Annotated in this window: 18 protein-coding genes and 3 pseudogenes; 19 read left to right on the top strand and 2 right to left on the bottom strand. The window is 71.1% G+C overall.

The window, feature by feature from the left end; genetic code table 11:
- Positions 1-36 precede the first annotated feature (36 nt).
- The 6 genes and pseudogenes from ACWCP0_RS23625 to ACWCP0_RS23600 all read left to right on the top strand — a co-directional run bounded on the left by ACWCP0_RS23625 (position 37) and on the right by ACWCP0_RS23600 (position 6,848).
- Complete coding sequence (locus tag ACWCP0_RS23625; RefSeq protein ID WP_451080793.1) at positions 37-1,218, top strand: ABC transporter ATP-binding protein; 1,182 nt, start codon at positions 37-39, stop codon at positions 1,216-1,218.
- A complete protein-coding gene (locus tag ACWCP0_RS23620; RefSeq protein ID WP_451080792.1) occupies positions 1,215-2,144 on the top strand; it encodes an ABC transporter permease in 930 nt (309 codons plus the stop codon). Before ACWCP0_RS23625 ends, ACWCP0_RS23620 begins: the two co-directional genes overlap by 4 nt.
- The gene (locus ACWCP0_RS23615; protein WP_451080791.1) at positions 2,144-2,941 is read left to right on the top strand and encodes an ABC transporter permease; all 798 of its coding nucleotides are present in this window, start codon (positions 2,144-2,146) and stop codon (positions 2,939-2,941) included. The genes ACWCP0_RS23620 and ACWCP0_RS23615 overlap by 1 nt, the downstream gene beginning before the upstream one ends.
- Before the next feature lie 20 nt (positions 2,942-2,961).
- The gene (locus ACWCP0_RS23610) at positions 2,962-4,377 is read left to right on the top strand and encodes an NAD(P)/FAD-dependent oxidoreductase (RefSeq protein WP_451080790.1); all 1,416 of its coding nucleotides are present in this window, start codon (positions 2,962-2,964) and stop codon (positions 4,375-4,377) included.
- A 120-nt stretch (positions 4,378-4,497) separates the two neighbouring features.
- Positions 4,498-4,955: pseudogene (locus ACWCP0_RS23605) on the top strand (hypothetical protein).
- A 96-nt stretch (positions 4,956-5,051) separates the two neighbouring features.
- A complete protein-coding gene (locus ACWCP0_RS23600) occupies positions 5,052-6,848 on the top strand; it encodes a chitinase (RefSeq protein ID WP_451080789.1) in 1,797 nt (598 codons plus the stop codon).
- Here the strand turns inward: ACWCP0_RS23600 and ACWCP0_RS23595 are convergent.
- Positions 6,787-7,617 (bottom strand): phosphatase PAP2 family protein, encoded by an 831-nt coding sequence (locus ACWCP0_RS23595; protein WP_451080788.1) that lies wholly within the window; start codon positions 7,615-7,617, stop codon positions 6,787-6,789. The two genes, ACWCP0_RS23600 and ACWCP0_RS23595, sit on opposite strands and share 62 nt — an antisense overlap.
- Positions 7,618-7,739: 122 nt before the next feature.
- Positions 7,740-9,074, bottom strand: coding sequence for a 4-aminobutyrate--2-oxoglutarate transaminase (gene gabT / locus ACWCP0_RS23590; protein ID WP_451080787.1), 1,335 nt, complete (start codon positions 9,072-9,074; stop codon positions 7,740-7,742).
- Between the two features lie 379 nt (positions 9,075-9,453).
- On the opposite strand from gabT, the gene ACWCP0_RS23585 reads away from it, so the two are divergent.
- From ACWCP0_RS23585 to ACWCP0_RS23525, 13 genes and pseudogenes are all read left to right on the top strand, one after another.
- Positions 9,454-11,811, top strand: coding sequence for an ATP/GTP-binding protein (locus ACWCP0_RS23585; RefSeq protein WP_451080786.1), 2,358 nt, complete (start codon positions 9,454-9,456; stop codon positions 11,809-11,811).
- Between the two features lie 234 nt (positions 11,812-12,045).
- Positions 12,046-13,662, top strand: a complete 1,617-nt coding sequence (locus ACWCP0_RS23580; protein ID WP_451080855.1) for a PucR family transcriptional regulator — start codon at positions 12,046-12,048, stop codon at positions 13,660-13,662.
- 158 nt (positions 13,663-13,820) lie between these two features.
- On the top strand, positions 13,821-14,798 hold the full coding sequence (locus ACWCP0_RS23575; RefSeq protein ID WP_451080785.1) for an EamA family transporter: 978 nt from the start codon (positions 13,821-13,823) through the stop codon (positions 14,796-14,798).
- Between the two features lie 141 nt (positions 14,799-14,939).
- Entirely contained in the window at positions 14,940-16,385 is a 1,446-nt protein-coding gene (locus ACWCP0_RS23570; protein ID WP_451080784.1) for an aldehyde dehydrogenase family protein, read from the top strand.
- Positions 16,386-16,576: 191 nt separating this feature from the next.
- Complete coding sequence (locus tag ACWCP0_RS23565; RefSeq protein WP_451080783.1) at positions 16,577-18,523, top strand: acyl-CoA dehydrogenase family protein; 1,947 nt, start codon at positions 16,577-16,579, stop codon at positions 18,521-18,523.
- Between the two features lie 441 nt (positions 18,524-18,964).
- Positions 18,965-19,297, top strand: a pseudogene (locus ACWCP0_RS23560) (3-phosphoshikimate 1-carboxyvinyltransferase); the annotation flags it as partial.
- 103 nt (positions 19,298-19,400) lie between these two features.
- Positions 19,401-19,448, top strand: a pseudogene (locus tag ACWCP0_RS23555) (hypothetical protein); the annotation flags it as partial.
- A 172-nt stretch (positions 19,449-19,620) separates the two neighbouring features.
- On the top strand, positions 19,621-20,394 hold the full coding sequence (locus ACWCP0_RS23550; RefSeq protein WP_451080782.1) for a hypothetical protein: 774 nt from the start codon (positions 19,621-19,623) through the stop codon (positions 20,392-20,394).
- Between the two features lie 61 nt (positions 20,395-20,455).
- On the top strand, positions 20,456-21,760 hold the full coding sequence (dxr, locus tag ACWCP0_RS23545) for a 1-deoxy-D-xylulose-5-phosphate reductoisomerase (protein ID WP_451080781.1): 1,305 nt from the start codon (positions 20,456-20,458) through the stop codon (positions 21,758-21,760).
- A complete protein-coding gene (locus tag ACWCP0_RS23540) occupies positions 21,757-23,058 on the top strand; it encodes a M50 family metallopeptidase (RefSeq protein WP_451080780.1) in 1,302 nt (433 codons plus the stop codon). The genes dxr and ACWCP0_RS23540 overlap by 4 nt, the downstream gene beginning before the upstream one ends.
- A gap of 164 nt (positions 23,059-23,222) precedes the next feature.
- Positions 23,223-24,377 carry a flavodoxin-dependent (E)-4-hydroxy-3-methylbut-2-enyl-diphosphate synthase gene (gene ispG / locus ACWCP0_RS23535; RefSeq protein ID WP_351223632.1) on the top strand — a complete coding sequence of 385 codons (1,155 nt, stop codon included), beginning with the start codon at positions 23,223-23,225 and terminating at the stop codon, positions 24,375-24,377.
- 175 nt (positions 24,378-24,552) lie between these two features.
- Positions 24,553-25,398, top strand: coding sequence for a GNAT family N-acetyltransferase (locus ACWCP0_RS23530; protein WP_451080779.1), 846 nt, complete (start codon positions 24,553-24,555; stop codon positions 25,396-25,398).
- 30 nt (positions 25,399-25,428) lie between these two features.
- On the top strand, positions 25,429-25,968 hold the full coding sequence (locus ACWCP0_RS23525) for a GNAT family N-acetyltransferase (protein ID WP_451080778.1): 540 nt from the start codon (positions 25,429-25,431) through the stop codon (positions 25,966-25,968).
- Positions 25,969-26,069: the final 101 nt, after the last annotated feature.

Genomic DNA, 26,069 nt, shown 5'->3' with positions numbered 1-26,069 from the left:
TCCCCCTGCCCATCGACACCACTGGGAACGCGACCCATGACTGATTCGAAGACTTCGAAGACCGAGGGCGGCGATGTCCGGCTCTCCGGGATCAGCAAGACCTACGGCTCCTTCACCGCCGTGCATCCGCTCGACCTGACCGTGCCCCAGGGCTCGTTCTTCGCCCTGCTCGGCGCCTCCGGCTGCGGCAAGACCACCACGCTGCGGATGATCGCCGGCCTTGAGGACCCCACCACCGGCACCGTCTTCCTCGGCGACAAGGACGTCACCGCCCTGCCGCCGCACAAGCGCCCGGTCAACACGGTCTTCCAGAGCTACGCGCTCTTCCCGCATCTGAACATCTACGAGAACGTCGCCTTCGGCCTGCGCCGCCGCGGCATCAGGTCGGTCAAGAAGCAGGTCGACGAGATGCTCGAGCTGGTCCAGCTCGGTGACTTCGCGCACCGCAAGCCGCATCAGCTCTCCGGCGGCCAGCAGCAGCGCGTCGCCGTCGCCCGCGCACTCATCAACCACCCGCAGGTCCTCCTCCTCGACGAGCCGCTCGGTGCCCTCGACCTCAAGCTGCGCCGCCAGATGCAGCTGGAGCTCAAGCGCATCCAGACCGAGGTCGGCATCACCTTCGTCCATGTCACCCACGACCAGGAGGAGGCCATGACGATGGCCGACACGGTCGCGGTGATGAACGGCGGCCGGGTCGAGCAGCTGGGCGCGCCCGCCGAGCTCTACGAGAACCCGCAGACGACCTTCGTCGCCAACTTCCTCGGCACCTCCAACCTCATCGAGGCCGAGGTCGCCGAGACCGGGGCCGGCGACATCCTGGTCTCGGCCGCCGACGCCAAGCTGCGGCTGCCCGCCCAGCGCGTCGCCACCCAGCCCCGCAACGGCGGCAAGCTGCTGGTCGGCGTTCGGCCCGAGAAGATATCGCTCGCGCACGCCGACGACGCGGGGGAGATCGCCGACGGCCGCAACCGGATCACCGGAAAGATCGCCGACTCCAGCTTCATCGGCGTCTCCACGCAGTACGTCATCGACAGCCCGGTCTGCCCCGAGCTCGAGGTGTACGTACAGAACATCGAGCGGGACTCCCGCCTCGTGCCCGGTGCCGAGGTCGTGCTGCACTGGAACCCGGAGCACACCTTCGGCCTCGATGCCGCACAGTCCCTGCTTGCTGGGACAGTGGGCTCCGCCGGTGCCGAGACGGTCGAGGAGAGCGCATGACCGTCACCGAAGCGCCGCCCCCGGTGGCCGCGACCGCCGAACCACCCGTCCACAAGCCCTCGGTCCGCCGCAAGCTCGTCCCGTACTGGCTGCTGCTTCCCGGCATCCTGTGGCTGCTGGTCTTCTTCGTGCTGCCGATGGTCTACCAGGCCTCGACCTCGGTGCAGACCGGCTCGCTCGAGCAGGGCTTCGAGGTCACCTGGCACTTCCAGACCTACTGGGAGGCCTTCCAGGAGTACTACCCGCAGTTCCTGCGCTCGCTGCTGTACGCCGGCACGGCCACGGCGCTGTGTCTGCTGCTCGGCTACCCGCTCGCGTACCTCATCGCGTTCAAGGCGGGCCGCTGGCGCAATGTGCTGCTGATCCTGGTCATCGCGCCCTTCTTCACCAGCTTCCTGATCCGCACGCTCGCCTGGAAGACGATCCTCGCGGACGGCGGGCCGGTCGTGGAGACGCTCAACACCCTGCACCTCCTGGACGTCACCAGCTGGCTCGGCATGACCGAGGGCGACCGGGTGCTGGCCACCCCGCTCGCGGTCGTCTGCGGTCTGACGTACAACTTCCTGCCGTTCATGATCCTGCCGCTCTACACCTCGCTGGAGCGGATCGACACCCGGCTGCACGAGGCGGCGGGCGACCTCTACGCCACGCCCGCCACGACCTTCCGCAAGGTCACCTTCCCGCTCTCCATGCCGGGTGTGGTCTCCGGGACGCTGCTCACCTTCATCCCGGCGAGCGGCGACTACGTCAACGCCGAACTGCTGGGCTCCACGGACACCCGCATGATCGGCAACGTCATCCAGTCGCAGTACCTGCGGATCCTGGACTACCCGACAGCGGCCGCGCTGTCCTTCATCCTGATGGCCGTCGTGCTGATCATGGTCACGGTCTACATCCGCCGCGCCGGAACGGAGGACCTGGTCTGATGCAGTGGCTCCGACGCAATCTCGTCGTCATCGCGGGCCTCGGTACGCTCGCCTATCTGATCGTGCCGAACGTCGTCGTGACGGTGTTCTCCTTCAACAACCCCAACGGGCGGTTCAACTACGCCTGGCAGGAGTTCTCGCTCGACGCCTGGAAGGACCCGTGCGGGGTCGCCGACATGTGCGGCTCGCTCTCGCTGTCCCTCCAGATCGCCGCCTGGTCGACCCTCGGCGCGACCGTCCTCGGCACGATGATCGCCTTCGCGCTGGTCCGCTACCGCTTCCGGGCGCGTGGCACGATCAACTCGCTCATCTTCCTGCCGATGGCGATGCCCGAGATCGTGATGGCGGCCTCGCTGCTGGCGCTGTTCCTCAACATGGGCATCGAGCTGGGCTTCTGGACGATCCTGATCGCCCACGTCATGTTCTGCCTCAGCTTCGTCGTCGCCGCCGTCAAGGCGCGCGTCCTGTCGATGGACCCGCGCCTGGAGGAGGCCGCACGTGATCTCTACGCAGGTCCCGTGCAGACCTTCCTGCGGGTGACCCTGCCGATCGCGGCCCCGGGCATCGCGGCGGGCGCGCTGCTGTCCTTCGCGCTCTCCTTCGACGACTTCATCATCACCAACTTCAACTCGGGCAACACCGTCACCTTCCCCATGTTCGTGTGGGGCTCGGCCCAGCGCGGCACGCCCGTCCAGATCAACGTCATCGGTACGGCCATGTTCGCCATCGCCGTCATCGTCGTCGTCGCCGGCCAGATGATCAGCAACCGGCGGAAGAAGACCGCTGTAGCGAAATAGGTTCCGAAGGAGTGGAAACCATGGCCCCAGCTGCCATGACCTTTGCCTCATCACTCTCCGACGCCCAGCCCGTCCCCTTCTGGCTGGAAGACCCCGGCAAGCCCGCCGCCCTGCCCGCCCTCACCGGCGACGAGCGGACCGACCTCCTCGTCGTCGGTGGCGGCTACAGCGGACTGTGGACCGCGCTCCTCGCCAAGGAGCGCGACCCCGAGCGGGATGTCGTCCTGATCGAAGGCCGCGAGGTGGGCTGGGCCGCCTCGGGCCGCAACGGCGGCTTCTGCGCCGCATCGCTCACCCATGGCCTCGGCAACGGGCTCGCCCGCTGGCCCGAGGACATGGTGAAGCTGGAGGGGCTCGGCGCGCGGAACCTCGACGCCATCGAGGCCGCCGTCGGCACCTACGGCATCGACTGCGACTTCGAGCGCTCCGGCGAGATCGACGTGGCCACCGAGCCGTACCAGCTCGAAGAGCTCCACGAGGTGTACGAGGAGGCCGCGCGCCTCGGCTTCGGCGAAGGCCTCGAGCTGCTGGACCGGGACGCCGTGCGGGCCGAGGTCGACTCGCCGACGTTTCTCGGCGGACTGTTCGACCGGCGCGGGGTCGCCATGCTGCACCCGGCGAAGCTCGCCTGGGGCCTCAAGCGGGCGTGCCTCGACCTGGGCGTACGGATCTACGAGAACACCCGCGCGCTCGACCTCTCCTCCGCCGGCGCCGGGACGGCCGTCCGCACCTCGTACGGCCGGGTCTTCGCCCGGCGCGTCGCGCTCGGTACGAACGTCTTCCCCTCGCTGATCAAGCGGGTCCGCCCGTTCACCGTCCCGGTCTACGACTACGCGCTGATGACCGAGCCGCTGTCGCCCGCGCAGCGGGAGTCGATCGGCTGGCGGAACCGTCAGGGACTCGGCGACAGCGCCAACCAGTTCCACTACTTCCGCATCACCGCCGACCACCGCATCCTGTGGGGCGGCTACGACGCGATCTATCCGTACGGCGGCAAGGTCACCGCCGAGATGGACCACCGGCCCGAGACCTATCTGAAGCTGGCGGAGCAGTTCTTCGCGTGCTTCCCGCAGTTGGAGGGGCTCCGCTTCAGCCATGCCTGGGGTGGGGCGATCGACACCTGCTCGCGCTTCTCCGCCTTCTTCGGAACCGCGCACGGCGGGAAGGTCGCGTACGCCGCCGGTTACACCGGACTCGGCGTCGGCGCCACGCGGTTCGGGGCGGACGTGATGCTCGATCTGCTCGCGGGCGAGCGCACCGAGCGCACCGAGCTGGAGATGGTGCGGTCGAAGCCGATGCCGTTCCCGCCGGAGCCCGTCGCCTGGGCCGGGATCGGCATCACCAAATGGTCGCTGGCCCGCGCGGACGCCAACGGCGGGCGGCGCAATCTGTGGCTGAAGGTGATGGACCGGCTGGGCCTCGGCTTCGACAGCTGACCGGCTCACGAACGATTCAATGTGTCGCCGAAACCCGCGTCATGGCCGGCGCCCGCCCCGCTCTCCCCGTGTGAACGCGTTGGCCGGACAGACGTCACATGGAGACGGAGGCTGTGGGCCATGACCGGTTCGGGGGCGAAGACCGCGGTGGAGTGGCTGGTGTCGGCGGCGCCGGACCCCGACGCCTGCCGCCGGGAGTGGAAGCACAACCGCCTGGAGACCGTCCTGCTCCCGGCGGGCAGGCGCTGGGACGTACTGATCCTGCCGGGGGAGCCCGGCTGTCCACGTTCGACGTACTGAACCGGCTCGTCGACCGGCCGGGCCCGGTCCTCGCGGACTTCGGCGACGCGCGCATGGGTTTCTTCGTGCCGCCGGGCCCGTCGGAGCGCTGGGTCGGTACGGGAGTGCGCACCGCGGGGCGCGGCACCTGGATCGTCGTCCCGTATCCCGGACGGATCGATGGCGGGGTGCGCCGGCTGATTTCGCCGGACGGCTCGGGGACGCTCACCGACCTGTTGCTGCCGGAGCTGTCGATGCACGAGGCGGCGGCCGTGATTGCCGGGGACGGCGAGGTGTGAGGACCGGGGTGTGGTGTCACAGGTCTTGACAACCTGATTGGTCTGGACCATGTTGTGGCGCGCTCCACCTCGAATCCCCCACTCCCGGAGGCAGTTGTGGCTCGCACCAGACCTCTCGCCGTCGTCGTGGCGGCCCTCCTCGCCGCGAGCGGACTCGTCGCAACCGCGCACACCGCACAGGCGGCCGACGCCGAACTGGCACGCAACGGTGGCTTCGAGTCCGGCCTGGACGGCTGGAGCTGTACGGCCGGCAGCGGCGCCGTCGTCCCGTCCCCCGTGCACAGCGGCAGCAAGGCGCTGCAGGCGACCCCTGCAGGCAGCGACAACGCCAAGTGCTCGCAGACCATCACGGTGCAGCCCAACTCCTCGTACACGCTCAGCGGTTGGGTGCGCGGCAGCTACGTGTACCTCGGGGCCACCGGCACCGGTACCACCGATGTCTCGACCTGGACCCAGTCGGCCCCCGACTGGCAGAAACTGACGACGACGTTCAGCACCGGCGCCACGACGACGTCCGTCACGATCCACACGCACGGCTGGTACGGCACCAGCGCCTACCAGGCCGACGACCTGTCCCTCTTCGGCCCGGGCGGCGCCCCCGTCGAGATCCCGGCCGCGCCCACCGGGCTCACCGCCGGCACCCCCACGTCCTCCACCGTGCCGCTCTCCTGGTCGACCGTCTCCGGGGCGACCGGCTACAACGTCTACCGGAACGGCGCCAAGATCCTCTCGGTGACCGGGACCTCGGCCACCGCGACGGGCCTGGCCGCGTCCACCTCGTACAGCTTCCAGGTCACGGCCGCCAACAGCGCGGGTGAGTCACCGAAGTCCGCGGCCGTCACCGCGACCACGACGTCGGGCGGCGGCCCCGGTCCCGGCCTGCCTGCCCACGCTCTCGTCGGCTATCTCCACGCCAGCTTCGCCAACGGCTCCGGCTACACGCGCATGGCCGACGTGCCCGACTCCTGGGACATCATCAACCTCGCCTTCGGCGAGCCGACCTCGGTGACCTCCGGCGACATCCGCTTCAGCCTCTGCCCGGCGAGCGAGTGCCCGAACGTCGAGTCCGTCGCCGACTTCAAGGCCGCCATCAAGGCCAAGCAGGCCGCGGGCAAGAAGGTCCTGATCTCCATCGGCGGCCAGAACGGCCAGGTCCAGCTCTCGACGACGGCCGCCCGCGACGCCTTCGTCTCCTCCGTCTCGAAGATCATCGACGACTACGGACTCGACGGCCTCGACATCGACTTCGAGGGCCACTCACTGTCGCTGAACGCGGGCGACACCGACTTCCGCAATCCCACGACCCCGGTGGTCGTCCATCTGATCTCGGCGCTCAAGACGCTCAAGGCCCGATACGGCGACGACTTCGTGCTGACCATGGCACCGGAGACGTTCTTCGTGCAGCTCGGCTACCAGTACTACGGCTCCGGGCCGTTCGGCGGCCAGGACCCGCGCTGCGGGGCGTACCTCCCGGTCATCCACGCCCTGCGCGACGACCTCACCCTGCTCCACGTCCAGCACTACAACTCGGGCCCGATCATGGGGCTCGACGACCAGTACCACACCATGGGGAACGCCGACTTCCACATCTCCATGACCGACATGCTCCTCACCGGCTTCCCGGTCGCCAAGGACCAGTCGAGGTTCTTCCCCGCCCTGCGCCCGGAGCAGGTGGCGATCGGCCTGCCCGCCACGACGACCGCCGGCAACGGCCACACGCCGCCCGCCGAGGTCGACAAGGCGCTGGACTGCCTGACCAAGGGGACCAACTGCGGCTCCTACCGGACCCATGGGACCTGGCCCGGGCTGCGCGGGCTGATGACCTGGTCGGTCAACTGGGACCGCTACGGCGGCTGGGAGTTCTCCAGGAACTTCGACTCGTACGCCTGGTGACGGGCCGGCCGGCGACCAGGAGGCCGGTCACGAGCAGCAGGACACCGCACAGGCACCAACTGCCCAGGACGTCCAGGGGCCAGTGGTAGCCGCGCAGGACGAGGCCGATGCCCGTCGCCACCGTGAGCACGACGGCGACGGGCATCAGCCGTCTGCTGACGAGCAGTGCCGCGCCGATGTACGCCACCATCGCCGTCGCCGCATGACCCGAGGGGAAGTAGCCGGTCTCCGGGGTGAGCGGGCCCGGCCGGTCCGTCAGCGCCTTCAGCGGGGCGACGAGTGCCGGGACGAGCGCCATGGCGAGGACGGCGGCCAGGGCCTGGGTGCGCCGGTGCCGGTGGAGGGCGTACGCGACCGCCGCGGCGAGCACCGGCAGCGCGACCGGCATGTTGCCGAGGTCGGCGAGGAATTCGGTGAGTCCGGCGGGGCCTTCGCCCACGACCGCACGGTCCACGCGCTCGTCCAGGGCACGCAGCGGACCGCGCGCGGCGACCTGCCAGGTGATCAGCGCGAAGAGGGCGGCGCAGAGGGCCAGGGAGATCAGGGAGAGAGCCGGCCGCCCCGGAACAGGGGGGGTGGTTCCGGGGCGGCCGCCGGGATCGGTTTGCCGCGCGCCCCGGGGGGTTTGGGGCGGGCGGCCATCCGATCGGTGAGGAGTTCCGGACCCAGAGGCTCCGGCGGTGTGCGCGAGGGCACGGCCAGATCGGGGCTGGGGAGGCTCCGGCCTGGAATCGCCCGCAGTCCCCTGCGGGCGGGGTGTTTCTCTCATCTGCGGAAACCGTACGGCAGCAGGAGGGGGACCAACAGCCGGAACGGCATCCCGCCATTGGCCCCCCACACACTCTTCACAGGGAACGCGCGATTACTGGGGGTTACCCCCGATATCCGCGGTCAGACCGCGGCGAAGGCCCCTTCGAGGATGTCCAGACCCTCGTTCAGCAGGTCCTCTCCGATGACCAGCGGCGGCAGGAAGCGGAGCACGTTGCCGTACGTACCGCAGGTCAGGACGAGCAGACCCTCGGCGTGGCAGGCCTTCGCGAGCGCGCCGGCGGCCTCCGGGTTCGGCTCCTTGGTGGCCGGGTCCTTCACCAGCTCGATCGCGACCATGGCGCCGCGGCCGCGGATGTCGCCGATGATCTCGTACTTCTCCTGCATGGCGGCGAGGCGGCCCTTCATGACTTCCTCGATGCGCTTGGCCTTGCCGTTGAGGTCCTGCTCGCGCATGGTCTCGATGGCGCCGAGCGCACCGGCGCAGGCCACCGGGTTTCCGCCGTAGGTGCCGCCCAGGCCGCCCGCGTGCGGGGCGTCCATGATCTCGGCGCGGCCGGTGACGGCGGCGAGCGGCAGACCGCCCGCGATGCCCTTGGCGGTGGTGATCAGGTCCGGGACGATGCCCTCGTCCTCGCAGGCGAACCACTGGCCGGTGCGGCAGAAGCCGGACTGGATCTCGTCGGCGACGAAGACGATGCCGTTGTCCTTGGCGAACTGCGCGATCGCCGGGAGGAAGCCCTTGGCCGGCTCGATGAAGCCACCCTCGCCGAGGACCGGCTCGATGATGATCGCGGCGACGTTGTCGGGGCCGATCTGCTTGGTGATCTGGTCGATGGCCTGGGCGGCGGCCTCGGGGCCGCAGTTCTCCGCGCCGGTCGGCCAGCGGTAGCCGTAGGCGACCGGGACGCGGTAGACCTCGGGGGCGAACGGGCCGAAGCCGTGCTTGTACGGCATGTTCTTGGCGGTCAGTGCCATGGTGAGGTTCGTACGGCCGTGGTAGCCGTGGTCGAAGACGACGACGGCCTGGCGCTTGGTGTACGAGCGGGCGATCTTGACGGCGTTCTCGACGGCCTCGGCGCCGGAGTTGAACAGCGCGGACTTCTTGGCGTGGTCGCCCGGGGTGAGCTCGGCGAGGGCCTCACAGACCTCCACGTAGCCCTCGTACGGCGTGACCATGAAACAGGTGTGCGTGAAGTCCTGCAACTGGGCGGACGCGCGGCGCACGACGGCCTCGGCGGAGGCACCCACGGAGGTCACGGCGATGCCGGAGCCGAAGTCGATGAGGCGGTTGCCGTCGACGTCCTCGATGATGCCGCCACCGGCGCGGGTGGTGAACACCGGCAGTACGGAGCCCACGCCGCCCGCGACCGCGGAGAGACGGCGGGCCTGCAGTTCCTGCGACTTGGGGCCGGGGATGGCGGTGACGACGCGGCGCTCCTGCGGGATTGCGGTCATGAGGGCTCCTGGGGTGTCTTTCGGAGTTTTGGACGCACTTCTGCTTTCTTCGCAGGCTAGGTCCGGGCCAGGGGGTCCGGCATGCTCCGTTCGGGAGTGGTGGGGGCGTGTCCTTGTCCGTCACGGACATAGAGCGACGGCCCCTCGGGACTCCTTCCGAGAGGGCCCGGCCTCCTTCCAGGATCACTCCGGTCGTGGGTTCCCGCGGGGTGCCCGTCCCCGTGGACGGCGACACCCCGAGGTGCAGGACCACCAGCGCCGCGGCCGCGGCCGCACACCGCAGCGGCTCGCCCACGGCGTACTCGCTGAACTCCCCGCCGATGGGCACTAGATTGACGGAGGCACAGACGCGGTCCTGGCTGGTCAGGGGGCAGGGTTCATGGACACCGAAGGCACCTACGACGCACGCGGTACGCGGGCGGGCAGCGCCGGGAGCGCGCACCCCCTCCCGCGCCCCGCCGGACCCCCGCCGATGCCGCCCCGGCCCGCGCACCTGCCGACCACGGGGCGCCCACCGGTGGTGACCTGGCTGCGCACACCGCGACCGCAGGCGGAGCCGGGTGTCTGGCGGTACGGCTACACGCCCCGGGCGGCGCAGGAATCGGACGCGGCCCGCGGGCGCTCGCTCTACACCGGTGCGCTCGTGTCCTTTCTGGCGTGTGTCCTGCTGTGGTCGTTGTGGTCGAACCGGTACATCCCGTACTGGCGGGTCCCCCTGGAACTCTTCACGCCCCGTGACTGGTGGAGTCTGGGCAGCGACGCGGAGACGCAGCGCGGGATGGCCGTGGGCATCTACGACCTCCTCTTCACCGGTGCCATCGTTTACTGGTTCGGCCGCCTGGGCGACTGGCGCGGAGCCTTTGAACGCGGTGTGGTGGCGCGCGGGACGCTGGCCCGCGCGGCCGCCGCGGCGGCCGGGGCGCTCCTGGTCGTGCTGCTGATTACGACGGAAACCCTTCCGGTCACGCGCCTGGCCTTCCAGTTTCTGCCTTACCAGGACATGTCCGCCGCGACAGCCGCGGTCGTCGTGGACACGCTGTACATCGTGATCTACCTGCCCGTCCTCCTCTTCTTCGCCCGGCTGGGCGGATGGAGCCGGCTGATCCGCCACAGGCCGGACCGGCCCGGGGGCCAGCGGCCCGAGCAGGCACCTCGGGGCGAAGAGAGCCGCGAGCCCGACCCCGCCGACTGGCCGGAGCTGCGCGCCGCCGGGCTCGGCGAGGCCGCGCGCACCCTCGCCGAGGCGACGAGGAAGGGCATGCTCGGCGATGTCGACTACGCCCGGATCCGCCGAGCCTGGCAGGGCGTCCGCACGCGCCCCGAGCGACTGCCCGCCTTCACCGACGCAGTCCGCGCCGACGGGCCCGCCGCCTGCGCCCACCCCTCGGGCGTACGGGACCTGCCCGTCCGGACCGCCGCCCACGACCTCGCCACCGGACAGGTGCGGATCGGCACCGCCGCCGACCACCCCCGCAATCCCTATGCCCGGCGCACCACCGGTGTCGCGCTCGAACCCGCGCTGCTCGGGACCTCGCTGCTGGCCGTCGGGCCCTCCGGTTCCGGCAAGACCGTGCAGCTCGTACGGCCCGTCGTCGAGGCCATGTGTCTGCAGGCGCTCGCCAACCGGGCCGCCGTCGTCGCCGTCACCGCCCATGGCACGGCGCTCGCGCCCGATGACGCCTTCGACCTCGTCATCGCCCTCGGGCGGCCCGACTCCACGCACGACCTCGATCTCTACGGCGGCGCCGACGATCCGGACGAGGCCGCCCGCATCCTCGCCGAGGCGCTCGTCGGCGACCTGACGGTCGACAGCCGCCGGGCCGCCACGGCGCTCGCCCAGCTCATCGGGCCGTACCGGAGCGTCCACGGCCACTTCCCGGCCGTACCGGAGCTGCGCGAGCTCGTGGGCGGAGCGCCGGGAGCGCTCGCCGGGCTGCGCGCCGCGCTGGAGGCGGCGGGCGAGGCGTCCCAGCTGCGCGAACTCGATGCCCGGGCACGGCAGTCGGAGCGCGCGGACGACATCGGCGTGCTGCTCGCCGAGCGGATCGCGTTCCTCGACCGGCCCGCGTTCGCGCAGTTCTTCCGCACGAAGGAGCCCGGCCGGCAGTTCTCGCTGCGATCCATCGAGCACCCGCTGCGGGTACGGGTCGACCTGCCGGAGCGCGGCCACGCCGAGGCTTCCCGGATCATCGCGAGGCTGGTCCTCGCCCAGTTCACGGAGGCCGCGCTCGCCCGTACCGACCGGTCGCTCTTCGCGTGTCTGGTCCTCGACGACGCCACGTACACCGTGACCTCGGACTCCGTGCGGGCCGTGCAGCGGCTGCGTTCCTCGAACGCCGGGGTCGTGCTGTCGCTGCGGACGCTGGAGGACGTGCCCGAGGCGCTGCGCGGGCCGCTGCTGGGCGCGGTCGGCTGCCGGATGGCGTTCGCCGGGCTCGGGCCCTGGGACGGCGGGCGGTTCGCGGAGACCTGGGGCACCGAGTGGGTGCAGACCCGGGACGTCACCAACCGGCAGATCATCTCGGACGAGCCGCTGACCAAAGCACTGCACTTCATGCGGCGGCTGGTGACCGGGAAGGCCGCCACCGCGGAGGCGGTGACGGTCCGTGAGGTCGAGCGGGAGCGCTGGTCGGCGTCCGACCTGGCGCACTCCGTGCCGGCCGGTCATGCGGTGCTGTCGCTGACGTCGGTGCGCGGCGAACACGCGCCGCCGCTGCTGGTCGACCTGAGGACGTGAGGATCTGAGGACGTGAGGATCTGAGGCCTCGATGCTTTCAGGGCCGGGGGGCCTGAGCGGACCTGGCTCACGGCCCGGCCCACGGCCTGACCCTTACCTGACCTGCCCCCGACCCCCGGCCCTGGCCCCGACTGACACCGAGGGGACCCACGAACTCGTACGCCCTGGCAGAATCGAGGTATGCCGTTCATACGGGACGGCGAAAAACTCCCTCTGTCGAAAGCCCGCGGTCCCATGCCGGTCACCCTCGCCTCGCTCGTCCAGCACTCCGCGCTCAAGCTGACCGTGCGCGCGGGGGAGGACCGGCTCGGGACCCCCGTGCGCTGGGCGCACGTCAGCGAACTCGCCGACCCCGTGCCGTACATGGAGGGCGGCGAGCTGCTTCTCGTCACCGCGATGACGCTGGACGCCGCGGACCCCGAGGCGATGCGCCGCTACGTGCGGCGGCTGGTCGGCGCCGGTGTGGTCGGGCTCGGCTTCGCCGTCGGTGTCACCTACGACGACGTCCCCGAGGCGCTGCTGAACGCGGCGAAGGAGGAGGACTTCCCGCTCCTCGAAGTGCCGCGCCGCACCCCGTTCCTCGCCATCAGCAAGGCCGTGTCCGCCGCCATGGCCGCCGACCAGTACCGGGCCGTGACCGCGGGCTTCGAAGCCCAGCGCGAGCTCACCCGCGCCGCCCTCGCCGAGGGCCCGGCGGCGCTGCTCGCCAAGCTCGCCTCGTACATCGACGGCTGGGCCGCGCTCTACGACGCCTCCGGCGCCGTCGTCGCCGCCGCACCCGACTGGGCCGCCCGGCGCGCCGCCCGGCTCACCGCCGATGTGGAGCGGCTGCGCGAGCGGCCCGCGCCCGCCAGCGCCGTCGTCGGCGGCACGGATGACCGGGTCGAGCTGCAGTCGCTGGGCACCGGACGGCGGGTGCGGGGCGCGCTCGCCGTCGGCACGGGTGCCCCGCTGGGGACGGCCGAGCGGTACGCCGTGCACTCCGCGATCGCCCTGCTGACGCTCACGACAGAACGTTCCCGGTCGCTGCAGCGCGCCGAGCACCGCCTCGGCGCGGCGGTGCTGCGGATGTTGCTGTCCGGGCAGCCGGACCACGCCAGGGCGGTCGCGGGGGATCTGTACGGCGAGCTCCTCGACGCGCCCTTCCGGCTGCTCATCGCCGAGCGCGCGGGCGAGCCGGACCCGGCGGCCGAGCACCCCGTGCACGCGCTCGCCGAGTCGCTGGAGTCCGCGGCGTCACGGTCCGGCGAGGCGATGCTGAGCGTCCCCGAGGGCGACGACCGGCTCGTCGTCCTCGCCGCGGACGGAGGTGCGGTCGTCGGTGCCTGCGAGCCGTACACGGAGCGGGAGGCCGAGGAGGCGGGCATCGTCGTCGGGATGTCCGCCCCGACCGGCCCGAGCGCCGCTGCGTCGGCCTACAAGAGGGCCGAGCAGGCGCTCTCCGTCGCCCGCCGGAGGGGACGGGCCCTCGTCGAGCACGAGGAGCTCGCCGCCGGCTCGGTCCTGCCGCTCCTCGCCGACGACGCCGTGCGGGCCTTCGCCGACGGCATGCTCCGGGCCCTGTACGAACACGACGCGACCGGCCGCGGTGACCTCGTCGCCTCCCTGCGCGCCTGGCTCTCCCGCCACGGCCAGTGGGACGCGGCGGCCGCCGACCTCGGCGTCCACCGCCACACCCTCCGCTACCGCATGCGCCGCGTCGAGGAGATCCTCGGGCGCTCCCTGGACGACCCGGACGTCCGCATGGAGCTCTGGCTGGCCCTGAAGGCGACCGCGGAGCCGGCTGCGGGTCCGACGACGGGCTCGGCCGCGGGCCCGACGACCGGCACCGCGACGGACACGGCGCCCTAGCCCCGCGGGGTCCGAAACGAAGAAATTTCCGTTCCCCTGCCCGAAGGCGGGCAGAAAATCTGGAGTTTGCGCGCTGAAGTACTAGGGTCCTGCCTCGTGATCTCCAGTGACGGGGAGGCGCCCGCCGCCCGTCCGCGAGACGAGGACGAGAAGGACCCATGACGCAACCCGCTCCCTGCACCGGCACATCCGCGGACGAAGCAGCCGCCGCCACCACCGCCGTACCGACCGCCACCACCGCACCCGGGCTCCGGATATCCGGGGCCGTATGGGCCGCCCTCGCCATCGTGTACGTCGTCTGGGGGTCGACGTACCTCGGCATCCGCGTCGTCGTCGAGACGATGCCGCCGTTCCTCTCCGCGGGCGCCCGTTTCATCGCCGCGGGACTGATCCTCGCCGCGATCATCGCCTGGCGGCAGGGGCCCTCGGCCCTGAAGGTCACCCGTGCCCAGCTCGCCTCCGCCGCGGTCGTCGGCCTCCTGCTCCTCCTCGGCGGCAACGGACTCGTCGTCCTCGCCGAGACCGCCGTGCCCTCCGGGCTCGCGGCCCTGCTGGTCGCCGTCGTCCCCGCCTGGGTCGTCGTGCTGCGCAGGGCCTCGGGCGAGCGGCCCGGCCTCGGCGCGTACGGCGGCGTTCTGCTCGGGCTCGCGGGCCTCGCCGTGCTGACCCTCCCCGGGCTGAGCGGCGACGTACGCCTCTGGGGCGTCCTCACCGTGATCGCGGCGACCGTCATGTGGTCGGTCGGCTCCTTCTCCTCCGCCCGCATCCCCATGCCCGCCAACCCCTTCGCGGCGAGCGCGTACGAAATGGTCGCGGGCGGCATCGGCTGCCTGCTGGTCGGGCTCGGCCGGGGCGAGCAGCACGGCTTCGTGCTCGGCGAGGTGTCCGGACGCTCCTGGACCGCCCTCGCCTATCTCGTCGTCTTCGGCTCGCTCATCGCGTTCACGGCGTACGCCTGGCTGCTCCACTCCGCGCCGCTCTCGCTGGTCGCCACGTACGCGTATGTCAACCCGGTCGTCGCCGTGCTTCTCGGCGCACTGGTCCTGAACGAGCGGCTGACCTGGCCGATCGCCGTCGGTGGCGCCGTCGTGGTGGCCGGGGTGTGCCTGATCGTCAGCACGGAACGCCGCCGCTGACACCCCCTGCGGCCGGCGCACCCGCCAAAGCGGCAGGGCGGCCCCGCCGACCACTCCAACGCGGACAAACCGCGACCCGGCCCGGCCGCCCTACCGTGTGAGAAGAGGCAACCCACTACTTCGGAAGGGCCGGGACCCCATATGACTTCCACCCACGCCTTCTGGCTCGCCGGCCGCCAGGCCACCGGCGACGCCACCTTCGACGTCACGTCCCCGTGGGACGGCCGGGTCGTCGGCACGGTGTCCGTGCCGACCGACGCCCAGGTCGAGGAGGCCGTGGCCGCCGCGCACGCCGTCGTGGACGAGTTCGCGGCGACCCCCGCCCATGTCCGCGCCGCCGCCCTCGACCACGTGTCCAGGCGTCTGGTCGAGCGCACCGAGGAGATCGCCCAGCTGATCTCCGCCGAGAACGGCAAGCCGATCAAGTGGGCCCGCGGCGAGGTCGGCCGTGCCGTCTCCGTCTTCCGCTTCGCCGCCGAGGAGGCCCGCCGCTTCAACGGCGGCGAGGCCCAGCGCCTCGACACCGACGCCGGCGGCCAGGGCCGTCTCGCCCTCACCCGCCGCTTCCCGAAGGGCGTCGTCCTCGGCATCGCGCCGTTCAACTTCCCGCTGAACCTCTGCGCCCACAAGATCGCCCCGGCCATCGCCGTGGGCGCGCCGATCATCCTCAAGCCGGCGCCCGCCACCCCGCTGTCCGGCCTGATCATCGGCGAGCTGCTGGCCGAGACCGAGCTGCCCGCCGGCTCCTGGTCCGTGCTGCCGGTCCTGAACGAGTCCATGCCCGCCCTGGTCCAGGACGAGCGCCTGCCGGTGATCTCGTTCACCGGCTCGGACAAGGTCGGCTACGCCATCCAGGCGTCCGTGCCGCACAAGCACTGCACCCTGGAGCTCGGCGGCAACGGCGCGGCCGTCGTCCTCGCCGACTGGTCCTCCGACGAGGACCTGGACTGGGCCGCGTCCCGGATCGCCACGTTCTCCAACTACCAGGGCGGCCAGTCCTGCATCTCCGTGCAGCGCGTCGTCGCCGACGCGTCGGTCTACGACCGGCTCGTCCCGAGGATCGTCGCCGCCGTCGAGGCACAGGGCACCGGCGACCCGTCCGACGACGCCACCGACGTCGGCCCGCTCGTCAGCGAGGACGCGGCCAAGCGCGTCGAGTCCTGGGTGGACGAGGCCGTGAACGGCGGCGCCAAGCTGCTCACCGGCGGCCGGCGTGACGGCGCGACCTACGCCCCGACCGTGCTCGCCGACCTGCCGGCCGACGCCACCCTCGCCTGCGAGGAGGTCTTCGGACCGGTCCTGACCCTGCACCGGGTCGACGGCGAGGCGGAGGCCTTCGCCGAGGTCAACAACTCCAAGTTCGGCCTGCAGACGGGCGTGTTCACGCGCGACCTGCAGACCGCGTTCCGCGCCCACCGCGCACTCGAGGTCGGCGGCGTGATCGTCGGCGACGTCCCCTCCTACCGCGCCGACCAGATGCCGTACGGCGGCGTCAAGCAGTCCGGCGTGGGCCGCGAGGGCGTCAGGTACGCGATGGACGACTACACGTACGAGCGGGTGCTCGTCCTCACCGGACTGGCCCTGTAGTACGACGTGAGCCGACGGCCGGAGCCCACTGTGCGGGGGCTTCGGCCGTCTTCGTGTCTCTGCGTGCACACGTACACCCGGGTGCGCCGCAGGACTGGTGAGGTGGTCGGTATTCGGGTAGATACGGACGAGTAGCACCGCACGGTAATTCCGTGCGGCCGCCCCCGACGCTGCGGCGAGGTGAGTCCCTCATGTCCGCCCCTTCGAAACCGCAAACCGCGCCCAAGGTCTCCGAGCGGGAAGCCCGTCAGGTTGCCGAGGCCGCCCGCGAGCAGGGCTGGCGCAAGCCCAGCTTTGCCAAGGAACTGTTCCTTGGCCGCTTCCGGCTCGACCTGATCCATCCCCATCCGATGCCGTCCCCCGAAGACGTCCAGCGCGGCGAGCAGTTCCTCGCCAAACTGCGCGACTTCTGCGAGACACAGATCGACAGCGCCCGCATCGAGCGCGAGGCCCGGATCCCGGACGAGGTGATCAGCGGGCTGAAGGAGCTCGGTGCCCTCGGCATGAAGATCGACCCGAAGTACGGCGGGCTCGGGCTCACCCAGGTGTACTACAACAAGGCCCTGGCCCTCGTCGGCTCCGCCAGCCCTGCCGTGGGCGCGCTGCTCTCCGCGCACCAGTCGATCGGCGTGCCGCAGCCGTTGAAGCTCTTCGGCACGCAGGAGCAGAAGGACGCGTTCCTGCCGCGATGTGCCCGTACGGACATCACGGCCTTCCTGCTCACCGAGCCGGACGTGGGCTCCGACCCGGCGCGCCTGGCGACCATGGCCGTGCCCGACGGCGACGACTACGTCCTCGACGGCGTCAAGCTCTGGACCACGAACGGCGTGGTCGCCGATCTGCTCGTCGTCATGGCCCGCGTGCCCAGGTCCGATGGTCACAAGGGCGGCATCACCGCCTTCGTCGTCGAAGCGGCGTCCCCGGGCATCACGGTCGAGAACCGCAACGCCTTCATGGGCCTGCGCGGCATCGAGAACGGCGTGACCCGCTTCCACCAGGTCCGCGTTCCGGCCGCGAACCGCATCGGCCCCGAGGGTGCGGGCCTCAAGATCGCCCTGACCACGCTCAACACCGGGCGGCTGTCGCTGCCCGCGATGTGCGTGGGCGCGGGGAAGTGGTCCCTCAAGATCGCCCGCGAGTGGTCCGCCGTGCGTGAGCAGTGGGGCAAGCCCGTCGCCAAGCACGAGGCCGTCGGCTCGAAGATCTCCTTCATCGCGGCGACCACCTTCGCCATGGAGGCCATGGTCGACCTGTCGTCCCAGATGGCCGACGAGGACCGCAACGACATCCGCATCGAAGCGGCGCTCGCCAAGCTGTACGGCTCCGAGATGGCCTGGCTGATCGCCGACGAGCTGATCCAGATCCGCGGCGGCCGCGGCTTCGAGACCGCGGAGTCGCTGGCCGCGCGCGGCGAGCGAGCGGTGCCGGCCGAGCAGATGCTGCGCGACCTGCGGATCAACCGGATCTTCGAGGGTTCGACGGAAATCATGCATCTGCTGATCGCCCGTGAGGCGGTCGACGCGCATCTCGCGGTCGCCGGCGACATCATCGACCCGGACAAGTCCCTCGGCGACAAGGCGAAGGCGGGCGCGCAGGCGACCGCGTTCTACGCTCGCTGGCTGCCGAAGCTGATGGCCGGACCGGGGCAACTGCCGGGCTCGTACGCCGAGTTCCACCGGAGCGGTCACACCGATCTCGCCACGCACCTGCGGTACGTGGAGCGCTCGGCACGCAAGCTCGCGCGGTCCACGTTCTACGCGATGTCCCGCTGGCAGGGCCGGATGGAGACCAAGCAGGGCTTCCTCGGCCGGGTCGTCGACATCGGCGCCGAACTCTTCGCGATGAGCGCGGCGTGCGTACGCGCGGAGCAGATGCGGATCACCGGCGACCACGGCCGCGAGGCGTACCAGCTCGCGGACGCGTTCTGCCGCCAGTCGCGCATCCGCGTCGACGAACTCTTCGGCCGCCTCTGGGCGAACACGGACGACCTCGACCGCAGGGTCGTCAACGGTGTCCTCGCGGGCACGTACACCTGGCTGGAACAGGGCGTCATCGACCCCAGCGGCGATGGCCCCTGGATCGCGGAGGCCACGCCGGGCCCGGCGACCCGGGAGAACGTCCACCGGCCGATCCGCTGACCCATCCCGGGGCGGCGCATGTGCCCCGACCCACCCACCGGTTGTGGCATGCGTTCCGCCAGGGCGGAACGGGCGGGCGCCTCTCATGGAGGGGTGCCCGCACCGGGGTGCTGTGGGGCAGTCGTCCCGCCCCGCGGGACGACTGCCCACCACAGGGGCGGCGTTTCCGGGGCGGGGCGGACGCCCGCGGCCGGGTCGGCGTGTGGAGCCCTGTGATGGGCGGAACGCCTGCCCGCATGAGAGGGGGAGTCGTCCCACCCCCTGGCCGCCTGTCCGCAACGCGGGCCCACGGCGGCAGGATGCCGGGCGTGACCGTCATCGACCTTCCCGGCTCCAAGTCCGTCACCGCCCGCGCCCTGTTCCTCGCCGCCGCGGCCGACGGAACGACCACCCTCCTTTCGTCCGCTCCTCCCGGACGACACCGAGGGCTTCGCCGAGGGCCTGACCCGGCTCGGGTACCGGGTCGAGCGCGCCCCGGACGCCTGGCGCATCGAGGGCAGGCCGCAGGGTCCCGCCGCCGCCGAGGCGGACGTGTACTGCCGCGACGGCGCCACCACCGCCCGCTTCTCCGGCCCTCGCCGCCGCCGGCCACGGCACCTACCGCTTCGACGCCTCGCCCCGGATGCGCCGCCGCCCCTCGGCCCCCTCACCGAAGCCCTCCGCACCCTCGGCGTGGACCTTCGCCACGAGGAGGCCGACGGTCACCACCCCCTCCGCATCGCCGCGCACGCCATCGAGGGAGGCGAACTCACCCTCGACGCGGGCCAGTCGTCCCAGTACCTCACCGCCCTGCTCATGCTCGGCCCGCACCGACGAGGGACTGCGCATCACCGTCACCGATCTCGTCTCCGCCCCGTACATCGAGATCACCCTCGCGATGATGCGCGCCTTCGGCGTCGAAGTGGCCCGCGCGGGAGACACGTTCACCGTTCCGCCCGGCGGCTGTCGCGCCACCTCGTACGCCGTCGAACCGGACGCCCCTTCTCGATCGCAACTGACTCGCAATCAATACGCCGTGACGCGGGGCGCCCTCATGGACCACAATCGGGCGTCGACCACCATCAGTCGATCGGCATCAACCAAGGAACGGGGCAGGGATGTTCGGGGCGGGGAACCACGCGGGACACCGGCTGACGCGGCGCGCGGCCGCCGTCGCGCTCGTCGCAGCCGTGCTCGGCGGCACGGCCGGCTGCGGCGGGGACGCGGAGGAAGGGAAGCCCGACGGCGACAACAAGCCGACGGCGAGCGCCGGAACCGGCTCGGCCTCCCCCGGCGCCCTCAGCCGGCAGCAGCTCACCGCGCTCGCCTTCACCGACGGAGAGAAGGTCGGCAGGTACACCGCGTCCGAGTTCACCCTCGGCGCCCCGCTCGGCGAGGAGTACACCGCCGACCCCGCCACCTGCCAGCCGCTGGTCAGCCTTGCCAAGGGCGCCACCTCGTACGCTCCCGCGGCAGAGGTGCACCGCAAGGTCGACGTTCCCGACGAGATGATCGGCACCACCGTCGCCGTACAGCTGCGCAGCTACACCCCGGCGGACGCCGCTGGTGTCATGAAGGCCCTGGACAAGGCCGGCAGGGAGTGCGCCGCCGGGTTCACCGAGGTACGCGCCATTGCGAAGGCGAAGTATCTGAAGGTGGAGCCTGCCAAGGCCCCGGCCGTCGGCGACGAGGCGAAGGCGTACCGCTTCACGATCCTCGACGTGAAGGGGAAGCTGAAGCTCTACGAGTACCTCACCGTCGTCCGCTCCGGGCCGACCACGCTGTCCTTCCGCGCAGAGATCACCGACACCAAGGACATCGGGGGAGTGCCGGAGGAAGTGATCACGGCGCAGTGGGAGAAGTTCTCCGTCGGCGAGCCGAAAGGCGCGTAGAGACGCCCCGGACAGGGACACCCTGTCCGGGCCCACAGCGGATGCGGCAACAATGGGGGGCATGAGCGACAGCCCATCCCCCCTCGCCGACCCGCACATCGCCTTCGATCCGGCCGAAGGCCGCCGGGACATCGTCGTCCTCGGCGCCACCGGGTCCATCGGCACGCAGGCCGTCGACCTGGTCCTGCGCAACCCCGACCGCTTCCGCGTCACCGCGCTCTCCGCCGCGGGCGGCAGGGTCGGGCTGCTCGCCGAGCAGGCGCACAGGCTGCGGGTGAGCACGGTCGCCGTCGCGCGCGAGGACGCCGTACCCGCGCTCCGCGAGGCCCTGCGAGCGCAGTACGGGACGGGCGAGCCGCTCCCCGAGATCCTCGCCGGACCCGACGCGGCGGCCGAGCTCGCCGCATCCGACTGCCACACCGTGCTCAACGGGATCACCGGCTCCATCGGCCTCGCGCCCACCCTCGCCGCCCTCGAGGCGGGCCGCACGCTCGCCCTCGCCAACAAGGAGTCGCTGATCGTCGGCGGCCCGCTGGTCAAGGCGCTGGCGAAGCCCGGCCAGATCATCCCCGTCGACTCCGAGCACGCCGCACTCTTCCAGGCTCTGGCCGCCGGCACCCGCGCCGACGTCCGCAAGCTCGTCGTCACGGCGTCCGGCGGCCCCTTCCGCGGCCGTACGAGGGCGGAGCTCGCCGACGTCACTCCCGAGGACGCCCTCGCCCACCCCACCTGGGCCATGGGCCCGGTGATCACCGTCAACAGCGCGACCCTCGTCAACAAGGGCCTGGAAGTCATCGAGGCGCACCTCCTCTACGACATCCCGTTCGACCGCATCGAGGTCGTCGTCCACCCCCAGTCGTACGTTCACTCGATGGTGGAGTTCACGGACGGCTCGACCCTCGTCCAGGCCACCCCGCCGGACATGCGCGGGCCGATCGCCATCGGCATCGGGTGGCCCCAGCGGGTGCCCGACGCCGCCCCCGCCTTCGACTGGTCCAAGGCCTCCACCTGGGAGTTCTTCCCGCTCGACACCGAGGCCTTCCCGTCCGTCGGACTCGCCCGGCATGTCGGGGAACTGGGCGGCACGGCCCCTGCGGTGTTCAATGCCGCGAACGAGGAGTGCGTCGACGCGTTTCTCGCGGGACGGCTGCCGTTCAACGGAATCATGGATACGGTCACGGCAGTCGTCGGTGAGCATCAGGGTGCACGGGGAACCTCGCTGACGGTCCCGGACGTCCTGGAAGCGGAGACCTGGGCGCGCGCCCGCGCCCGGGAACTGGCCGGACGGACCGGCCGGACAGGGCAGGCCCACCAGGCCGGCCAGGCGGAACAGACAGCGAAGGCGACAGCGGAGGCTCGCGCATGACGATTCTGTTGACGGTCCTCGGCATAGTGCTCTTCGCCGTCGGACTGCTCTTCTCCATCGCCTGGCACGAGCTCGGCCATCTCTCCACGGCCAAGCTCTTCGGCATCCGGGTGCCCCAGTACATGGTCGGCTTCGGCCCCACGATCTGGTCGCGGCACAAGGGCGAGACGGAGTACGGAATCAAGGCGATCCCGGCCGGCGGCTACATCCGCATGATCGGGATGTTCCCGCCGGGCGAGGACGGCCGCATCGAGGCCCGCTCCACCTCGCCCTGGCGCGGAATGATCGAGGACGCCCGCTCGGCGGCCTTCGAGGAGCTGAAGCCCGGCGACGAGACCCGGCTCTTCTACACGCGCAAGCCCTGGAAGCGCGTCATCGTGATGTTCGCGGGTCCGTTCATGAACCTGGTGCTCGCCGTCGCGATCTTCCTCGGAGTGCTGATGACGTTCGGCACGCCGACGCAGACCACCGAGGTGGCCGGCGTCCAGAAGTGCGTCATCGAGCAGAGCGAGAAGCGCGAGAAGTGCGCGAAGGGTGACCCGGTGGGTCCTGCCCAGGCCGCCGGTCTTCAGGTGGGCGACCGGATCGTCGCCTTCAACGGGGCGCCGGTCAAGGACTGGGCCGACCTGTCCAACCGCATCCGCGCCACCATCGGCCCCGCCACCGTCACCGTCGAACGCGGAGGCGAGGAGAAGGTCCTCCACGCGACGCTCGCCGAGAACGTGGTGGTCGAGAAGGACGCCGACGGGGAGGTCGTGCCCGAAGGCTTCGTCAAGGCCGGCTACCTGGGCTTCGCCGCCAGGACCGAGATCGTGCCGCAGAGCTTCGGCCAGTCGGTGGACCGCATGGGCGACATGATCGAGGCCGGCGCCGAGTCGATCATCTCGCTCCCCGCCAAGGTCCCCGATTTGTGGGACGCGGCCTTCGGCGACGGCGAACGCAAGGACGACTCGCCGGTCGGCGTGGTCGGTGCCGCGCGCATCAGCGGCGAGGTGCTCAACCTGGACGTACCGACCCAGAACATCGTCGCCACGTTCCTGATGCTGCTCGCGGGCTTCAACCTCTCCCTCTTCCTGTTCAACATGCTTCCGCTGCTGCCGCTCGACGGCGGCCATATCGCGGGGGCGCTGTGGGAGTCGGTACGCCGCCATGTCGCCAGGCTGTTCCGCCGGCCCGACCCGGGACCGTTCGACGTGGCGAAGCTGATGCCGGTCGCCTATGTGGTGGCGGGGATCTTCATCGCCTTCACCCTGCTCGTCCTTGTCGCCGACATCGTCAACCCGGTGAAAATCTCCTAGCAACGAGCCGTTCAGAGTGGCCGGGCATGCTTGACGCCCGGCCACTCGTTCTTCGGGAGCCACGACGGGCGCGATGTGCTCAGGCAGAGGCCCGTGGCGTAATCTCAAAGGCTGGAGCCCGCCGACATCGGGACCTCGATCCACACCTTGGGGTTGCACAGCAGATGACCGCGATTTCTCTCGGTATCCCGTCCGTTCCGACCAAGCTCGCCGACCGCCGGGTCAGCCGAAAGATCCAGGTCGGCTCGGTCGCCGTCGGCGGAGACGCTCCGGTGTCCGTGCAGTCGATGACGACGACGCGGACCTCCGACATCGGCGCGACACTGCAGCAGATCGCCGAGCTGACGGCGTCCGGCTGCCAGATCGTCCGCGTCGCCTGCCCGACGCAGGACGACGCCGACGCGCTCGCCACGATCGCCAGGAAGTCGCAGATCCCGGTGATCGCGGACATCCACTTCCAGCCGAAGTACGTGTTCGCCGCCATCGACGCGGGCTGTGCGGCGGTCCGGGTCAACCCGGGCAACATCAAGCAGTTCGACGACAAGGTCAAGGAGATCGCGCGGGCCGCCAAGGACGCGGGCACCCCGATCCGTATCGGCGTCAACGCGGGCTCGCTCGACGCCCGGCTGCTGAAGAAGTACGGCAAGGCCACCCCCGAGGCGCTCGTCGAGTCCGCGCTGTGGGAGGCGTCGCTCTTCGAGGAGCACGGCTTCCGCGACATCAAGATCTCGGTCAAGCACAACGACCCGGTCGTCATGGTCAACGCCTACCGCCAGCTGGCCGCCCAGTGCGACTACCCGCTGCACCTCGGCGTCACCGAGGCCGGCCCTGCGTTCCAGGGCACGATCAAGTCCGCCGTCGCCTTCGGCGCGCTGCTGAGCGAGGGAATCGGCGACACGATCCGCGTCTCGCTGTCCGCGCCGCCGGCCGAGGAGGTCAAGGTCGGCATCCAGATCCTGGAGTCGCTGAACCTCCGCCAGCGCCGCCTGGAGATCGTCTCCTGCCCCTCCTGCGGCCGCGCCCAGGTCGACGTCTACAAGCTCGCCGACCAGGTCACCGCGGGCCTGGAGGGCATGGAGGTCCCGCTGCGCGTGGCCGTCATGGGCTGCGTCGTCAACGGTCCGGGCGAGGCCCGTGAGGCCGACCTCGGCGTCGCGTCCGGCAACGGCAAGGGCCAGATCTTCGTCAAGGGCGAGGTCATCAAGACCGTGCCCGAGTCGAAGATCGTCGAGACCCTCATCGAAGAGGCCATGAAGATCGCCGAGCAGATGGAGAAGGACGGGATCGCATCGGGCGAGCCCGAGGTCTCCGTCAGCTGATCCACCGCGGATCCGCCGCGGATCCGCCGCGCACGCAGAGCACCGCCCGGGACCGGGCCCCACCTGGGGCCCGGTCCCCCTTGCGCGTGCGGTGCGACTCGGCATCTCCGGGTACAGTGCGGAGACCAGCGGACCAGGCCCGGAACGGTGCCGAAGGAGTGTGGGAGCGGCTCTCGTGTTGACGCAGACGACCACCCGGGTCCTCGACCCCGGCGACCTCGGCGCAGCGCTCGCCGTCCTTGAGAGCGAGCCCGTCGCCAACGCGTTCGTCACGTCCCGCGTCCAGGTCGCCGGGCTCGACCCCTGGCGCCTCGGCGGTGAGATGTGGGGCTGGTACGAGGACGGGCGGCTCCGCTCGCTCTGCTACTCCGGCGCCAATCTCGTCCCCATCTGCGCACCGCCCGAGGCCGTCCGCGCCTTCGCCGAGCGCGCCCGCAGGACCGGCCGCCGCTGTTCCTCCATCGTCGGCCCCGCCGAGTCCACCGGCCTGCTGTGGCAGCTCCTCGAGCCCAGTTGGGGACCGGCCCGTGAGGTCCGCGCCCACCAGCCCCTGATGGTCACCGAGTCCCTGCCGGCGGACATCGCGCCCGACCCGTACGTCCGCCGCATCCGCAAGAACGAGGTGGACGTGATCATGCCTGCGTGCGTGGCCATGTTCACGGAGGAGGTCGGGGTCTCACCGCTCGCCGGCGACGGCGGACTGCTCTACCAGGCACGCGTCGCCGAACTCGTCGGCTCCGGGCGCGCCTTCGCCCGTATCGACGACGGCAAGGTCGTCTTCAAGGCCGAGATCGGCGCGGCGACCACGCAGGCCTGCCAGATCCAGGGTGTCTGGGTCGACCCCGAGTTCCGCGGCCGCGGGCTCTCCGAGACCGGCATGGCCGCGGTCCTGCGCTACGCGCTCGCCGATGTGGCACCCGTCGCCAGCCTGTACGTCAACGACTACAACACGGCCGCTCGTGCGGCGTACCGCCGCGTCGGGTTCCGCGAGGTGGGCGCCTTCATGAGCGTGCTGTTCTGACCAGCTCCAGGGCCAAGTAGGGTGCCCGGCATGGAACACGATGTCGTGGTCGGACCCGTCGACCTCGCGGCGCGCGTGGACGACGCGCTCGCCGTTCAGGCCCTCGCCTTCGGGCTCAGCGAGGACGAGATCGCGATCCGCCGCCATATCGTGCTCCGCCACCTGCTCTACCCCGGCGCCTGCGCCCTCGGCGCGACGACCCCCGAGGGCCGGCTCGTCGGCTTCGTCTACGGCATGCCCAACGACCGCACCCACTGGTGGTCCACCGTCGTCGAGCCCTACCTGCGCAGCCGCGGCGCCGACAACTGGCTCGACGACTCCTTCGTCATCACCGAGCTCCACGTCCACCCCGCGTACCAGGGCCGGGGCATCGGCCGCACCCTGATCACCACCATCACGGACGGCGCCGCCCAGCCCCGCTCGATCCTCTCCGCCATCGACGTCGAGAGCCCGGCCCGCGGGCTCTACCGCGTCCTCGGCTACGAGGACCTGGCCCGCCACGTCCTGTTCCCCAGCGCACCGAAGCCGTATGCGGTGATGGGGGCGCCACTGCCGCTGCGGCGGACGTGAGCAGGGGCGCCGCTGCCGCTGCCGCGCCGGAACTGATTTCCGCCCTCAGGGACCGCCCGGCTAACCTCCTGCACACCACCCTTTCTTGTACGCAGGAGAAA

It is taken from the genome of Streptomyces sp. NPDC001970 (assembly GCF_053594115.1).
The sequence above is the reverse complement of the archived record's forward strand: the minus strand, read 5'-3'. Positions and strand labels throughout refer to the sequence as shown.

Coding starts and splice junctions, on each gene's coding strand:
- ACWCP0_RS23625 (WP_451080793.1), top strand. CDS start 37: ATGACTGATTCGAAGACTTCGAAGACCGAGGGCGGCGATGTCCGGCTC.
- ACWCP0_RS23620 (WP_451080792.1), top strand. CDS start 1,215: ATGACCGTCACCGAAGCGCCGCCCCCGGTGGCCGCGACCGCCGAACCA.
- ACWCP0_RS23615 (WP_451080791.1), top strand. CDS start 2,144: ATGCAGTGGCTCCGACGCAATCTCGTCGTCATCGCGGGCCTCGGTACG.
- ACWCP0_RS23610 (WP_451080790.1), top strand. CDS start 2,962: ATGGCCCCAGCTGCCATGACCTTTGCCTCATCACTCTCCGACGCCCAG.
- ACWCP0_RS23595 (WP_451080788.1), bottom strand. CDS start 7,617: ATGAGAGAAACACCCCGCCCGCAGGGGACTGCGGGCGATTCCAGGCCG.
- gabT (WP_451080787.1), bottom strand. CDS start 9,074: ATGACCGCAATCCCGCAGGAGCGCCGCGTCGTCACCGCCATCCCCGGC.
- ACWCP0_RS23585 (WP_451080786.1), top strand. CDS start 9,454: ATGGACACCGAAGGCACCTACGACGCACGCGGTACGCGGGCGGGCAGC.
- ACWCP0_RS23580 (WP_451080855.1), top strand. CDS start 12,046: ATGCCGGTCACCCTCGCCTCGCTCGTCCAGCACTCCGCGCTCAAGCTG.
- ACWCP0_RS23575 (WP_451080785.1), top strand. CDS start 13,821: ATGACGCAACCCGCTCCCTGCACCGGCACATCCGCGGACGAAGCAGCC.
- ACWCP0_RS23570 (WP_451080784.1), top strand. CDS start 14,940: ATGACTTCCACCCACGCCTTCTGGCTCGCCGGCCGCCAGGCCACCGGC.
- ACWCP0_RS23565 (WP_451080783.1), top strand. CDS start 16,577: ATGTCCGCCCCTTCGAAACCGCAAACCGCGCCCAAGGTCTCCGAGCGG.
- ACWCP0_RS23550 (WP_451080782.1), top strand. CDS start 19,621: ATGTTCGGGGCGGGGAACCACGCGGGACACCGGCTGACGCGGCGCGCG.
- dxr (WP_451080781.1), top strand. CDS start 20,456: ATGAGCGACAGCCCATCCCCCCTCGCCGACCCGCACATCGCCTTCGAT.
- ACWCP0_RS23540 (WP_451080780.1), top strand. CDS start 21,757: ATGACGATTCTGTTGACGGTCCTCGGCATAGTGCTCTTCGCCGTCGGA.
- ispG (WP_351223632.1), top strand. CDS start 23,223: ATGACCGCGATTTCTCTCGGTATCCCGTCCGTTCCGACCAAGCTCGCC.
- ACWCP0_RS23525 (WP_451080778.1), top strand. CDS start 25,429: ATGGAACACGATGTCGTGGTCGGACCCGTCGACCTCGCGGCGCGCGTG.